The organism is Lentzea miocenica (assembly GCF_033949945.1).
GTDB classification, from domain to species: Bacteria; Actinomycetota; Actinomycetes; order Mycobacteriales; family Pseudonocardiaceae; genus Lentzea; species Lentzea miocenica.
This window is the reverse complement of sequence record NZ_JAXAVW010000044.1, coordinates 49,042-63,552: the sequence shown is the minus strand read 5'-3', so window position 1 is coordinate 63,552 and position 14,511 is coordinate 49,042. Positions and strand designations below refer to the sequence as shown.

13 protein-coding genes are annotated in these 14,511 nt (G+C 68.8%); 11 read left to right on the top strand and 2 right to left on the bottom strand.

Annotation, left to right across the window (positions count from 1 at the left end; all coding sequences use genetic code 11):
- Positions 1-105 precede the first annotated feature (105 nt).
- Complete coding sequence (shbA, locus tag SK803_RS40050) at positions 106-792, top strand: RNA polymerase sigma factor ShbA (protein WP_319971424.1); 687 nt, start codon at positions 106-108, stop codon at positions 790-792.
- On the opposite strand, the gene SK803_RS40045 is transcribed toward shbA, so the two are convergent.
- Positions 755-1,456, bottom strand: coding sequence for an alpha/beta fold hydrolase (locus tag SK803_RS40045; protein ID WP_319971423.1), 702 nt, complete (start codon positions 1,454-1,456; stop codon positions 755-757). The genes shbA and SK803_RS40045 overlap by 38 nt on opposite strands.
- 96 nt (positions 1,457-1,552) lie before the next feature.
- Entirely contained in the window at positions 1,553-2,749 is a 1,197-nt protein-coding gene (locus SK803_RS40040; RefSeq protein ID WP_319971422.1) for an MFS transporter, read from the bottom strand.
- 51 nt (positions 2,750-2,800) lie between these two features.
- On the opposite strand from SK803_RS40040, the gene SK803_RS40035 reads away from it, so the two are divergent.
- The 10 genes from SK803_RS40035 (at position 2,801) to SK803_RS39990 (ending at position 14,494) form a co-directional block, all read left to right on the top strand.
- Entirely contained in the window at positions 2,801-3,841 is a 1,041-nt protein-coding gene (locus SK803_RS40035; protein ID WP_319971421.1) for a carbohydrate kinase family protein, read from the top strand.
- Positions 3,842-3,973: 132 nt separating this feature from the next.
- Positions 3,974-6,055 (top strand): transglycosylase domain-containing protein, encoded by a 2,082-nt coding sequence (locus tag SK803_RS40030; protein WP_319971420.1) that lies wholly within the window; start codon positions 3,974-3,976, stop codon positions 6,053-6,055.
- 558 nt (positions 6,056-6,613) lie between these two features.
- Complete coding sequence (locus tag SK803_RS40025) at positions 6,614-7,408, top strand: M23 family metallopeptidase (protein WP_319971419.1); 795 nt, start codon at positions 6,614-6,616, stop codon at positions 7,406-7,408.
- A gap of 110 nt (positions 7,409-7,518) precedes the next feature.
- Positions 7,519-8,937, top strand: a complete 1,419-nt coding sequence (locus SK803_RS40020) for an AMP-binding protein (RefSeq protein ID WP_319971418.1) — start codon at positions 7,519-7,521, stop codon at positions 8,935-8,937.
- Positions 8,937-9,662: an SDR family NAD(P)-dependent oxidoreductase gene (locus SK803_RS40015; protein ID WP_319971417.1), complete on the top strand. Its 726-nt coding sequence runs from the start codon at positions 8,937-8,939 to the stop codon at positions 9,660-9,662. The genes SK803_RS40020 and SK803_RS40015 overlap by 1 nt, the downstream gene beginning before the upstream one ends.
- A 150-nt stretch (positions 9,663-9,812) precedes the next feature.
- Positions 9,813-11,324: an HAL/PAL/TAL family ammonia-lyase gene (locus tag SK803_RS40010; protein WP_319971416.1), complete on the top strand. Its 1,512-nt coding sequence runs from the start codon at positions 9,813-9,815 to the stop codon at positions 11,322-11,324.
- Complete coding sequence (locus SK803_RS40005) at positions 11,321-12,091, top strand: L-tyrosine 3-hydroxylase (RefSeq protein ID WP_319971415.1); 771 nt, start codon at positions 11,321-11,323, stop codon at positions 12,089-12,091. Before SK803_RS40010 ends, SK803_RS40005 begins: the two co-directional genes overlap by 4 nt.
- 13 nt (positions 12,092-12,104) lie before the next feature.
- Positions 12,105-12,761 (top strand): O-methyltransferase, encoded by a 657-nt coding sequence (locus tag SK803_RS40000; protein WP_319971414.1) that lies wholly within the window; start codon positions 12,105-12,107, stop codon positions 12,759-12,761.
- Between the two features lie 210 nt (positions 12,762-12,971).
- Entirely contained in the window at positions 12,972-13,922 is a 951-nt protein-coding gene (locus tag SK803_RS39995) for an LLM class F420-dependent oxidoreductase (RefSeq protein WP_319971413.1), read from the top strand.
- 2 nt (positions 13,923-13,924) lie between these two features.
- On the top strand, positions 13,925-14,494 hold the full coding sequence (locus SK803_RS39990) for a TetR/AcrR family transcriptional regulator (protein WP_319971412.1): 570 nt from the start codon (positions 13,925-13,927) through the stop codon (positions 14,492-14,494).
- Positions 14,495-14,511 lie beyond the last annotated feature (17 nt).

Here is a 14,511-nt window from a genome sequence, read left to right as displayed (position 1 = left end):
TGCGGACTTCGTGGTCCTCTTTGAAGCAGGCGGTATCAACCGGCTCGCTGCGTTCTCTATCTCAGTGAAGCCCCTAGTGTCGCTGTAGTGGAGGAGGTCGCCGGGATGGTTCAACCCACAGCCGTGCGGACCGGTGGCGGTGTCGGCGTCCTCTCACCTGAGGACACTTGGAACCAGCCAACGGTGCCCATGCGCCGTCGGGTGCGCCAGGCGCCGGTCTCCAGTCAGTGGCTCGCCGAAGCCGAGTTCACCGACCTCGTCGATGCCGCCCTGGACGGAGACAGACGGGCGGTCGAGCACCTGCTCGGCCGGATCCAGCCGCTGATCGTGCGCTACTGCCGCGCCCGTGTCGGCGGCCGCGAGCGCACGCTCGTCTCGGCCGAGGACATCGCGCAGGAGGTCTGCGTGGCGGTGCTGGGCGCGTTGTCCAAGTACCGCTACGAGCCGGGCTCGTTCCTCGCGTTCGTCTACGGCATCGCCGCGCACAAGGTCGCCGACGCCCGCCGCAAGGCCGTGCGCAACCGCGCGGAGGTCGTGCCGGAGCTGCCGGACTGCCCTTCGCTCGAGCTCGGCCCGGAACAGCACGCGGTCAACGGCGAGATGATGGCCCAGGTCACGCGGCTGCTGCACAAGCTGCCGCCCCGCCAGCGCGAGATCCTCGTGCTGCGGGTGGCCGTGGGGCTGTCCGCCGAGGAGGTCGCGCTGGCCGTGCAGTCCACGCCGGGTGCGGTGCGGGTGGCACAGCACCGCGCGCTCACCCGGATGCGGGAGATGATCGCGGAAGAGGGCTAGCCGCGCTGGACGCTGTGGCGATGATCGCCGCGAGGTCTCGCGGGCAGGACAGGAACGGGGAGTGTCCTGCATCGAGGCGTTCGGTCGCGGTAGCTCGTCGCGCCATTGCTTCTTGCACGAACGGCGGGATCGCGTTGTCGTTGTTCGCGATCACGTACGTGCTGCTCGTGTCGTGCCAGGCCGCTTGGGTGAGCCGGTCGGTGAAGGCCCGGTAGCTCTGGGCCTGGATCTTGTCGACCGGCGGCTCGTCGACGTCGTTGAAGAAGATCGCCTCCGGGGTCAGCGCGTGGACCACTTCACCGTCCTGCCGCCACCACGGCGGTGGGGTGCCGCCGACCATGCCGAGCAGCGAGTCGCCGACGTCCGGCAGGAACGCGGCGACGTAGACGAGGTGCCGGACGTTCGGCTGACCGGCCGCGGCTTGCGTGGCGGGGATGCCGCCGTAGGAGTGCGCGACGACGGCGGCCGGGCCGCCGATCTTCTGGATCGCCGCGCTGATCACCTCGGCGTCGTCGTGCATGCCATGTGCGGGTGATCCCACGCTGGGCAGGTCGACGGTGTCGACCCGCCAACCGTCGTTCGCGAGCAGTGTGCGCAGCGGTTCCCAGCACCAGGAGCCGTGCCAGGCGCCATGTACGAGCAGCAGAGCGGGGCGTTCGGGCATGTCCTCAGTGGACGTCGTGGTCGGCGTCACTGGAAAGGGCGGGCTTCCGTTCAGCGGAAACTCTCAGGTGTCCGGCTCGATGGCGGGTTCCGCACCTCAGGACTGTTGCGGAGCAGTCGTCCTGAGGTCCGTGGCCATCGCGACCCCGGCCGTCACCAGGATCAGCGCGCCGAACGCGAGCAGGGCGGGGCCGCCACCCACCGCGCCCGCCAGGAACCCTCCGAGCATCGGCGCCAACGGGGTCAGCACGCGGCTGACCAACGTCGTGATGCCGTCCAGGCGGCCCATCATGTCCTCGGGCACCAGTTCGGTGTAGAGCGCGCCGACCGCAACGTTGATCAACGGCGTGACGACCGCGGTGATCGCCAGCGGCACGAACGGCCAGAAAGCACCGAACGGCAGTGCCATCGCCAGGTTGCAGAGGCCGAAGATCGCCAGCACCGCGACGATGAGCTTGCCGGGAGCGAGCGTGACCCTCGGCGAGAGCAGCGAACCCAGGATCCCGCCCACGCCGATGCCCGCGAACACCACACCGGTGTCGAGCGCGGTGCCGCCGCGTTCGCCGACCAGCACGATCACCGGCAGCATCGACGCGCCGCCCAGCAGGTTCAGCACCAGGAAGACGAACGTCAGGTTGCGCAGGCCCCGCTGGTGCCAGAGCCACGTGCCGGCTTCCTTGATGTCGTGGTGCATCTTCTGGCGTGGCTTCTGCTCGGCCCGTGCGGGGATCTTGGCGAACCACGCGCAGACCGCCGCCATGGCGAACGTGACGGCGTCGACGACGAACGGCACCGCCCGACCGGCGGCCATCAGCAGCGCGCCCAGCGGTGGCCCGGCCACCCGCGCCGCGTGACCGCGCGCCTCCTCCTGCGCATAGGCGGTCCTGAGCTGGTCCTTCGGCACCACGGCCTGGATCGCGGCCGTCCGTGCAGGGGTGGCGAACGCCGTGCACACGCCGTCGACCACCGCGAGCGCGAGGAAGACCGCGATGTGGGCCCGATCGGTGAGGATCGCGATGGCCAGCGCGGCCGCGGCGCCCGCCTGGACGGTCTGGCTCCACACGAGCGTCGTCCGCCGGTCCCAGCGGTCGACCCACACGCCTGCCGGCATCAGCGTGATGATCAGCGCGGCCGCCCGCACGCCGCCGACCGCACCCGCCCAGAACGGCGAGCCGGTGAGCGTGATGATCAGCAGCGGCGCCGCCAGCGCGGTCATCGTGGTGCCGAGCTGTGAGACTGCGCCGCCGAGCCAGAGCAGCTGGAACTGGACGTTTTTCCTGAGCGGAACCCCCATGACCGACGTTTCTACTGCATGACTGTCGGGGGTGAGTGGCAAGGTTTACGCATGGCTGATCCCACGGCTGATCCGGACTTCGACGTGCTGCTGACCGGCACGGTGTTCCTCGACATCATCTTCACCGGCCTGCCCCGCCCACCGGCCGCGGGCACCGAGGTGTGGGCGGAGGGGCTCGGGTCGTGTCCCGGCGGGATCGCGAACCTCGCGGTGGCGTTGCGCAGGCTGGAGCTGAAGACCGCGCTGGCGGCGGCGTTCGGCGAGGACGCGTACGGCGACTTCTGCTGGGACGTGCTGGCCGACCAGGAGGGCGTCGACCTCTCTTACTGCCGGCGCTTCTACGGGTGGCATTCGCCCGTGACTGTTTCCATGGCGATGGAGCGCGACCGTTCGATGGTCACGCACGGCCACAAGGCACCCGTTGTCGCGGACGATCTCTTCTGCCCGCCGCCGTCGACCAGAGCGTGCTTCGTGCACATCCAGGCCGAGGACGAACAATGGGTGCGCACGGCCAAGGAGAACGGCGCGAAGCTCTTCGCCGACATCGGCTGGGACCGCACCGGCGCGTGGTCGCCGGAGCTGCTGCGCCGGCTCGACGGATACGACGTGTTCCTGCCCAACCACGTCGAGGCCCAGGGCTACACCCGCACCGACACCCCGGAGGCCGCGGCCCGCAAGCTCGCCGAGCACGTACCTGTGGTCGTCGTCACCCGCGGGGGAGGCGGCGCCGTGGCGGTGGACGGCACGACCGGCGAGTGCGTGGACGTGCCAGGGCTGAACGTCGCGCAACTCGACGCGACAGGTGCCGGTGACGTGTTTGGCGCCGGGTTCGTGATGGGCACTCTGGCCGGGTGGCCGCTGGAGCACAAGGTGCGCTTCGCCAACCTGTGCGCCGCGCTGTCCGTGCAACATTTCGGCGGTTCGCTGTCGTCTCCCGGCTGGGGGGACATCGCGGTCTGGTGGCGAACGGTGAGCAGGCGGCCGGACGAGGAGCTCTCGCGCTACGGGTTCCTCGACGACCTGTTGCCCGACCACGCCGGCGTGGAGGTGCGGAGGGCTAGTCCGACGATCGGGTTGCGGCTGCTCCGGTAAGTTCAAAACAGTCGATCAGCGGACGCAACCTCACGGGCCTCTCGCGCGACTTATACGTAGGGAATCTCTGGGGTTTTGTTCGGAAGGAGTTGCGGGTTGTTCGCCGCACGCGCGTCAGGCTTGGTCAAATTGATGGGGTTGTGCCTGACGGCGGGCGTGCTCCTCGCTGCGATGGTGTTTCCGTTCGTCGGAGGTCTCGGGCTCGCGTCCAACCGCGCGGCCGACACGGTCGACCAGACGTCCGGTGACCTCGCGAAGGGCGAGCTGCCGCTCGTCACCACCATCCAGGACATGAACGGCGAGGCGATCGCCTACCTGTACGACCAGTACCGGGTGCCGCTGGAGTCCGCCCAGATCTCGGACACGATGAAGGCCGCGATCCTGGCGATCGAGGACAAGCGGTTCTTCGACCACCACGGCGTCGACTGGCAGGGCATCGCCCGTGCCGCCGCCAAGGCCGGTGTGGACGGTGGCGCGACGCAGGGCGCGTCCACGCTCACCCAGCAGTACGTGAAGAACTACATGGCTTTCGTGCTCGGCGCCGACAACGAGCAGGAGGCCTGGGAGAAGGCCACCGAGGCGACGATCGGCCGCAAGATGCGCGAGGCGCGGGTCGCGTTGCAGCTCGAGCAGCAGATGTCGAAGGACGAGATCCTCACCGGCTACCTGAACATCGTGCCGCTGGGCAACCAGACCTACGGCGTCGGTGCCGCCGCCAAGGCGTACTTCAACACGACCGCGGACAAGCTGACCGTCCCGCAGGCCGCACTGCTGGCCGCGATCGCGAACCGCCCGTCGTCGCTGAACCCCGGCGCCTCCCCGGAGAAGGCGCTGGAGCGCCGCAACCTCGTCATCGACAAGATGCGCGAGAACAACGCGTTCGGCACGGACCAGGGCGAGGCCGAGAAGAAGGCAGGCGAGTACAAGGCCGCGCCGCTGGGCATCGTCGAGGACCTGCAGATCCTGCCGAAGGGCTGCGTCGGCGCCGGTGACGGCCCGATCTACGGCTTCTTCTGCTCCTACCTGCTCGACTACCTGCGCGAGTCGGGCATCACGGACAAGCAGCTGCAGCGCGGTGGCCTCACCATCAAGACGACGCTGGACCCGAAGGCCACCAAGGCCGCGAAGGCAGCGGCCGAGCAGCAGGTCCCCAAGACCCAGAACGGCATCTCGAACGTCATGTCCGTCGTCCAGCCGGGCACCGACAAGCACCGCGTGCGCGCCCTCGTCGCCTCCCGCGACTACGGCAACAAGGCCGAGCTCGGCCAGGTCGCCCGCCCGGTGCCCGCCGAGGTCCTCCCGTTCGGCCCCGGCTCGGTGAACAAGATCTTCACCGCAGCCGCGGCAATGGAGAAGAGGATCACCGGCATCGACAAGACGATCGACGTCCCCGCCACCTACGCCTCGAGGGTCTACCCGAACGGCAACAAGCCGTGGGTCGTGGAGAACTCGGGCAAGTACAACGACAAGATGTCGCTGACCCAGGCGCTCGCGACCTCCCCGAACACCGGCTTCGTCATCCTGCAGGAGAAGACCGGCCTCGACAGCGTCGTGGACATGGCCTACCGCCTGGGCATGCGCGAGACGCTGCAGGGCGTGAACCGCTCCGGCGAGCCCATCAAGGCCGACAAGTCCAACGGCCCGACCCAGGGCGACTGGACGAAGCAGAACAACGCGGGCTCCTACACCCTCGGCCCCGGCGCCACCAGCGTCCTGGAGCTGGCGAACGTGGCCGCCACCATCGTGTCCGCCGGCACCTGGTGCCCGCCGACCCCGGTGGAGAAGGTCGTCGACCGCTACGGCAAGGACATCCCGCTCAAGGAAAAGCCCTGCGAGCAGGCGGTGGAGCCCGACCTGGCCAACTCGCTGGCCCAGGGCATGTCCCACGACACCAGCGGCTCCGGCACCGCCGCGGCGGCCGCCGCCGGCTCCGGCTGGAACCGTCCGGCCATCGGCAAGACGGGCACGACCGAAGAGCACAAGTCGGTGGCCTTCCTCGCCGCCACCCCGCAGTACGCGGGCGCCGTGATGACCTACGCCGACGGCAACTCGCCCCAGGTGATCTGCGCCAACCCGATCCGGTTCTGCCCCGGCAGCTCGCAGGGCGTGTTCGGTGGCCAGGTCGCGGCGCCGACGTGGTTCAACGCGATGAAGGCGATCCACGAGGGCCTGCCGGTGGCGCCGCTGCCGCCGGCCGCCGCCAAGTACAAGTAGGGGCGAGTCCAGCACGGACTTGCCCGGCCTGAAGGGCCGCCGGACGCCAGCCGCGTCCGGCGGCCCTTTGCTTTGGGTGGGGTCTGTGGCGATGGACGGGGCAACGCCGCGATTGGTGGGCCCGCGTGGTGATGCCGCGCTGGGTAGATGACCTCCCACGCCTCGTCCATGCCCGAAATCCCGCGCGCACACGCCTGGTGACCGTCCCCAGGCGAGCCCGCCTCAAAACACGGCCGTGACCCTTTCACGATAAAGCGACTGACCAGTACAAACACCAAGACCGGGATTGGTACAAAGTGCGTTGACCAAGCAACTTGCCGCGTGACTACAGCGCGTTACCGCTAGTGGGCCTTGTCACCCAAACCCCCACATGGCTTGCCCGGGCCGGTGACGCGAGGTTACGTTCTGCGCCGCATGTCACGGTTCGATAACCGCAAGGACACGGATCCGCCCCCGAAGCGGTCCAGTCCACCACCGGGCCCCCGAAGCCCGCAGCCAGGCCCCCCGACGCCAGGCGAAGCGCGGTTGCCGAACTCCCCCGAGTGCATGGAGGCAGGTTTGGCACGGCATCGAGCGAAGGGCCCGCTGGTCGATTTCGTCGGCAGAGTGGACCTGGACCGCAAGAAGGCCGTTGCGGCGGTTGTCGCCGCGGGCGCCCTCGCCGGCGCTGGTTTCACCCAGGCGATGGCCACGGTCACGCCGGTCGACCGCATCGTCCCCGTTGCGGCCACCAAGGATCTCGCGGCGGCCATGACCGGACAGTCGCAGCCGCAGCCGCAGGACATCCAGACGATCCACTCGCTGGACACCGGTGCCGAGACGCGCAAGCTGCTTCAGGCCGAGCAGATTCAGGCGCAGTTCCACGTTCGTGAGGCGCTCAAGTCCGCTGAGGGCGCCTACGTGCAGCGGCAGGCGGCCATCAAGGCCGAGCAGGCTCGCATCGCCGCCGAGGAAGAGGCGAAGCGTCCCAAGGTCGTCAGGCCGGCCCAGGGGACGTTCACGTCCGGGTTCGGTGCTCGCTGGGGCACCAGCCACAACGGTGTCGACATCGCGAACGCCATCGGCACGCCGATCGTGGCCGTGATGGAGGGCACCGTGATCGAGGCCGGGCCCGCGTCCGGGTTCGGGCTGTGGGTGCGGATCCAGCACGCGGACGGCACCATCACCGTCTACGGGCACATGAACACCATCGACGTGCCGCAGGGTGCGAAGGTCAAGGCCGGGCAGCAGATCGCGACGATCGGCAACCGCGGCCAGTCGACCGGGCCGCACCTGCACTTCGAGGTCTGGGTCGGCGGCGGGCAGAAGGTCAACCCCGTGGGCTGGCTCGCCGAGCGCGGCGTCACCCTTTAGCCGTCCCATCAGGGTCCTTTCAGTAGTCGCAGCACGGCGAAGAGTGCGGATAGTCTCCGACCACGCTGCTGGGTATCAGGCCCGGCAGCGTGGACAACGGAGTCGAGCAAGTGATCTACCGCAGCCCCCTGCCGGCGGTGGTCGTTCCCGAAACCACCTTGCCCGCGCACGTCCTCGCGCCCAGCTACGACAAGCTGGCGCTGCTGGACGCCGTCACGGGCGAGCGGCTCACCTACGCCGAACTCCGGCAACAGGTCGAGAGCGTGGCGAAAGGCCTGGTCAGAACCGGCACGAAGCCCGGTGACACGGTCGCGATCGCCAGCATGAACCGGCCGAGGTACGCGGTCGGGCTGCACGCGATCATGGCGGCCGGTGCGACGGCGGCGTTGATCAACCCGATGCTCACGCCGCAAGAGCTCGCACGGCACAAGGACCTCGCGCGCGTCACCCGGACGCTCGACCTCGACGACCTTCCCGAGGGCGGCACCGAACCGCTCCCGCCCGGCGACCCCGGTGGGATCGCGGCGATCCTGTTCTCCAGTGGCACCACGGGACTCACCAAGGCCGTGAAGCTGAGCCACCGGGCGCTCACGGCCAACCTGGAACAGCACCGCCCCGGCTGGCGCATCGACGAGACCGACGTGCTCGCGGCGAACCTGCCGTTCTTCCACATCTACGGCTTCGCGATCATCCTCAACTCCGGCCTGCTCGGCGGCGCCACGCTGGTGACCCTGCCCCGCGGCGACGCCGGCACCTACTTGCGGCGCCTCGCCGAACATCGCGTCACACGGGCGTTCCTGGTGCCGCCCCTCGCCGCCGCGATCGCGGACCACGAAGGCGAAATCCCGAGTCTCGACCTCAAACTCGTCCTGTGCGGCGCCGCCCCGCTCGACGAAGGCATTCGCCAGGCCGCCGAACGCAAGATGCGGGCCCCGATCCGGCAGGGTTACGGACTGACCGAGGCGGGCGGCACGCACCAGACATTCGACGACGACCTGGAATCCGACCCCACGAGCGTCGGCGTGCTCTGTCCCGGCACCGAGGCGCGGATCGTCGAGCCGGGAACGGGCAACGACGCGGCCGAGGGCGAGATGCTCCTGCGCGGCCCGCAGGTCATGGACGGCTACCTGAACGACGACGAGGCCACGCGACAGGCCTTCGTGGACGGATGGCTGCGGACCGGGGATCTCGTGCGCGTCCACAACGGCCGGTTCCACGTCGTCGACCGGATCAAGGAAATGATCAAGTACAAGGGCTACCAGGTCGCGCCCGCCGAGCTGGAGGCCTTGTTGCGGCGCCATCCCGCGGTCGAGGACGCCGCGGTGATCGGTGCGCCCGATCGGGTTAACGGCGAGGTGCCCAAGGCCTTTGTGGTGACTCAAGGCGACGTCACCGCGGAGGAGTTGATGGCGTTCGTGGCGGCGGAGGTGGCGCCTTTCAAAAAGGTGCGCCAGGTTGAGTTCGTGGAAGAGATACCGAAGTCCGTCTCGGGCAAGATCCTGCGCCGGCTGCTGAAAGAGACCGAGTAGTGCGTGTTCTGATCACCGGCGGCGCCAAGGAACTCGGCAGGGCGTTCAGTGAAGTTCTTGGCGCGCAAGGACACCGGCTCGTCATCACCGGCCGCGACGAGAAGGCGCTCGACGCGGCGGAAGCCGAGCTGAAGGCCAGGGGAGTGGACGTCTCGGCGCACGTCGCGGACCTCGGTGACCCCGACGCGACCCCGAAGCTGATCGAGAGCCTCGGCGGGATCGACGTGCTGGTCAACAACGGCGCGCTCGGCGGACCGGTCGGACCGACGTGGCAGGTCGACGAAAACGAGTGGTGGCACACGTTCGAGGTGAACCTGCGCGGCACCGCGTTCGCCGCGAACGCCGCGATTCGCACCATGACGAGCGGGCGGATCATCAACGTGGTCAGCAACGCCGGGGTGCACCGATGGCCTTACGTCACGGCGTATTCGGTGTCGAAAGCGGCCGTGATCAAGCTGACCGAGAACCTCGCGATCGAGCTCAAGCACCGGCCGATCGCCGCGCTGAGCTACGACCCCGGCATGGTCGACGTCGGCCTGATGCGCCGCGGCGCCACCATGGAGTCCGATGACCCCGACCAGCAGCGGATCTCCGAGTGGGCAAGGTCTCAGCGCGACGCGGGCAGGTTCACTCCGCTGGAGCAGTCGGTCGATCTTTTGGCCCGAATCGTGAGCGGAGAGTTCGATCACCGCTCGGGAGGGCTCATCACGCCCCAGGACGGCTGAACACCTTTGCTGTCAACGGACAACGACTTTCTACCACGCGCTGGAACGGAGAAAAGAAACTTCTTCGTGTAGTGCGTTTAGACCCTTCCTCGCGGACAGATCAACCGGGATCGTCGCGAGTGGCTCCCCATGTCGTCCACAGGAGGCGTCGTGCCTGTCGGAACTTCTGCCGCCGCCATCACCCTGGCCGCGGCTCTCGAACCTGCCCACCTCGAACGCGCGCGCGATCCGCTGCACGTCGAACTTCCCGGCGACGTGCGGGCGCGGATCGCGCGGTGCCGCGAATTCGTGCTCGAAGCCAGTGGCTCCGGACGCGAGATCTACGGCGTCACAACGGGTTTCGGCCCGCTCGTGGAATTCCGGGGCCGCGCGGACGGCGCCGGTCAAAGCGACAACACGATCATTCACCACATCGTCGGCCACGGCGAACTGTTACCGTCGGCGGTCGCCCGCGCGGCTGTGCTGGCCCGGCTGTTCTCGTTGGCACAGGGGCGATCCGGAGTATCGGAGCAGGTCGTGGACTCGCTGATCCGCATGCTGGACACCGAGTTCGCCCCCGCGGTGCCCAGACTCGGCTCGGTCGGCGCGAGCGGTGATCTCCAGCCGCTCGCGTACGTCGCACATGCGTTGCGTGGTAACGGGAACGCGTTGTTCCAGGGTCGGCTCATGCCCGCGGGGGAAGCCCTCGCCCGCGCCGGGCTCCCGAAACTGGAACTGGACGGCCGGGACGCGCTCGCGTTGGTCAACGGCATTTCGGTGACCGCCGCAGCACTCGGACTCGCTGTCGCACAGGCCATCCGCGCGCGCCGGATCGCGGAGTTGTTGTCCGCCTTGATGACCGACGTCCTCGGCTGCGGACTTGAGTTCACGTCGGGTGGACTACTGGCCGCGTTCGGCCATCCGGACGTCGCCGACACCGGCGCGGCGATCAGAACCTGGCTGGAGGGCGGCACGCCGTCCGGTGAGCGTCCGTTGCAGGAGGCCTACAGCATTCGTTGTACGCCACAGCTGATCGGTGCGGCCGGCACGAGCATTCGGCACGCGGAGGAGGTGGTGCGCCGCGACCTCAACGGGGTGAGCGACAACCCGTTGTTCTTCCCGGAGACCAACGAGATCGTGCACGGCGGCAACTTCTTCGGTCAGCCCAGCGCTTTCGCGGCCGACCAGCTCAACGTCGCCCTGGTGCAGCTGGGCAATCTGGCCGAACGTCAGCTGGACCTGTTGGTAGATCCCCATCGCACCAGTGGTTTGCCGCCGATGCTCAGTCCCGCACCCGGCATGCACCACGCGTTGCAGGGCGTGCAGATCTCCGCGACGGCGACCGTGGCCGCGATGCGCCGTGCCGCCGCGCCCGCCTCGGTGCAGAGCCTGCCGACGAACCTGCACAACCAGGACGTCGTCCCGTTCGGCACCCAGGCCGCGTTCACCGCGCTCGACCAGGCGAACCTGCTGCGGTACCTGCACGCGGGGCTCGCGATCGCGCTGCGCCAGGCCGTGCACGTCGGCGCGCGTCGCCCACACGCGTCACGGCTCGCGGCGGCGTTCGACCGGATAGCCGAAGAGGTGCCACCGATCGTGGAAGATCGGCCACTCGACACCGCGCTGGGCAGGGTGGCGGACCTCCTGGACGTCCTCGTGTCCGAAGTGGAGGGTGTGCGATGAGTGCTCCCGCCTGCCTTCCCACGTGGGGCCACACGTGGGTCGACCTGCCTCTTCTGCGCATGCCGATGCCGGGTGCGGAATTGATTCCGTGCGCGAGCGGCTGCTATCAACTTCCCATCGTGATCAGCCCCCCCGAAGATCCGGTCGAACGCGCCGTGCACCGCTGGTTTCTCGGCCATCACGGTGCATTTCTGGTCTGGAGGTTTCTTTCGGATTCACTCGATCGGTTGATACGCGAGCCTGATTCGCAACTAGTCCCCCTCGCTGCGCTTGGATATGACGCGTACTCGGTGATGCTTGCCTATTCGGGCAGTTGTTCCCGTGAGGTGTACGAGGACGTCATCCGGCCGATGATGGTGACGTTCGACCCGGCGTTCAGCGGGCGGTGGGCACGTGACTACGAGCCCGTGCCCGGCCTGCTGCGCCGGGCCCGTGCCGCACTGGGGCCCGTGGCGGCCGCGCCGCTTTCCCTCGCGAGCAAGGCGAACCTGTTGGCACACATGGAGGTCATGCGCAGACTCGTACCCGACGGCAACTCGCTGCTGCGCGAGTCGGGTCGTACCCGCGTGACCACCACCGATGCCGAGAGAGCGCGGTTCGACGAGTTCTTCCTCGTCAGCCGGGAGAACGTGTGCGTGAGCCGCTATCGGGCGCACCGTGCCGCCATCTTGTCCGCTATCGGCCTTGACCTCGCGAAACACCCCCTGCCGCCCGAGTGCGGAGCCACACTCGGGGACACACTCAGGACGTTCGTCACCCGACTATGAGAGAAGGCCGCGCGTGAACGACTTCAAGGCCGTGGTCATGACCCCGCAGATCTACCGCTACGTGCGCGAGCAGGCAGGCCAGCCCAGCGCGGTGCAGGAGAAGCTGATCGCGCGGACGCTGGAGCTCGGCGACTCGGCGGAGATGCAGATCCCGCACGAGCAGGCGGTGCTGCTGTCCCTGCTGGTCAAGCTCACCGGCGCGCAGACCGTGGTCGAGGTCGGCACCTACACCGGGTACTCCACGCTGGCGTTCGCACAGGCACTTCCCCCGTCCGGCAAGGTCATCACCTGCGACATCTCGAGCGAGTGGACCGCGATCGCCGAGGAGGCCTGGCAGGCGGCGGGCGTGCGCGACCGGATCGAACTGCGCCTCGGCGCCGCCGCGCAGACGCTGGCCGAGCTGCCGGAGGAGCCGGTCATCGACCTCGTGTTCATCGACGCGGACAAGGTCGGTTACGTGCACTACTGGGACCTGCTGGTGCCGCGGGTCCGGCAGGGCGGCCTGCTGCTCGCGGACAACACCCTCTACTACGGCGAGGCGGCCGCCGAGCAGCCGGAGGGCAACGCCGCCGCGATCGACGCGTTCAACAGGTTCGTGCGCACCGACACGCGCGTCGAGTCGGTGCTGGTGCCGATCGCGGACGGCCTGACGATGGCGCGGAAGAAGTAGGTCGCGGAAGAAGCAGGTCGCGGAAGAAGCAGGTCTCCGAACATGCTTCGAGGCGCCGGTACGCACGTGCGGTTGTGAGCATACCGACCGGTCGGTAGGGTGGCCTCCAAGTAGTGACACTCATAGAAGCAAGCTGAGCTGGTGATGTTGTCGACACGCGAGAAAAGCACTCGCGTGTCGACAACATCACCAGCGATGTGGAGGCTGTTCATGGCTCGTTGGGGAATCACGCTGCCGCTGCTCGGCGTGCCGGTGCTGGAGCACCGCGCGCTGGTGTCCGAGCTCGCCGGACTCGGCTACACGGACGTGTGGTCGGCCGAGACGACCGGCACGGACGCGTTCACGCCGCTGGCGCTGGCCGCGCAGTGGTCCTCCGACCTGCGCTTCGGCCCGGCGATCGCACCCGTCTACACGCGTGGGCCTGCGACGCTCGCGATGACCGCGGCAACCATGGCGGAGGTGACCGGCGGCCGGTTCGTGCTGGGCATCGGCTCGTCGTCGCCGGTGATCGTGCAGCGCTGGAACGCGATCCCGTTCGAGGAGCCGTTCAAGCGGACCCGTGACACGTTGCGCTTCCTGAAGGCCGCGCTGGCCGGCGAGAAGGTCACCGCCGAGTACGACACGTTCTCGGTGTCGGGCTTCAAGCTGGAGCGCCCGCCGGCCGAGAAGGTGCCGATCATGCTGGCCGCGCTTCGGCCGAACATGCTGCGCCTGGCCGGTCGCGAGGCCGACGGCGCGATCACCAACTGGCTGGCCGCCACCGACGTGGCGCAGGTCCGCGAGGAGCTCGGCGACTCGGAGCTGGCGGCACGCGTCTTCGTGTGCCCGACCGAGGACGCCGACGCCGCACGGGCGTTGGGACGCATGCTGATCAGCACTTACCTGACCGTGCCGGCGTATGCGGCGTTCCACGACTGGCTCGGTCGCGGCGAGGTGCTGCGCCCGATGCACGACGCGTGGGCGGCGGGCGACCGCAAGGCTGCCTCGAAGTCGATTCCGGACGAGGTCGTGGACGCGCTGGTCGTGCACGGTTCGCTGGACGAGTGCCGCGCCCGCGTGGCCGAGTACCAGACGGCTGGCGTCGACACGCCGATCATCGCCCTGCTCCCGACCGGCGGCGACCAGGTCGAGCAGGTACGCGCCCTGGCTCCCGGGGCTTAGCGATGCCCAGCGCGACCGAGCAGAAGATCATCGACGCGGCCGTCCGCCTGTTCGCGGCGCAGGGCTACGACGCGACCTCGGTGCAGGAGATCGTGGCGGCCGCCGAGGTGACCAAAGGCGCGCTGTACCACTACTTCCGCTCGAAGGACGACCTGCTCTTCGAGATCTACCGGCTGCTGATCACCTCCCAGTCCGCCGACATGGACCGGATCATCGGCCTCGGCCTGCCGGTCGCCGACACGGTCCGGGAGATCCTCGCCAGTCTGGTGGTGTCGACGGCCGAACGGGTCGACGAGACCGCGGTGTTCGTCCGCGAGTTGCACCGGCTCGGCGAGGATCGGATGACCGACTTCCGCGCCGAACGCCGCCGCTACCACGAGACGTTCCTCGCGGTGATCGAGAAGGGGCAGGCGGACGGGTCGTTCAGCTCGGCCGTGCCCGCGGACACCGTGGTGCGGATCGCGCTGGGCGTCGTGAACCAGCTGCCGATGTGGTACCGGCCGGACGGGCCGAAACCGCCACTGGCGCTCGCGGCGGAGATCGCGGACTTCGTGCTGGCGGGGCTGCGGTAGCGGTTAGCCTCCGTACA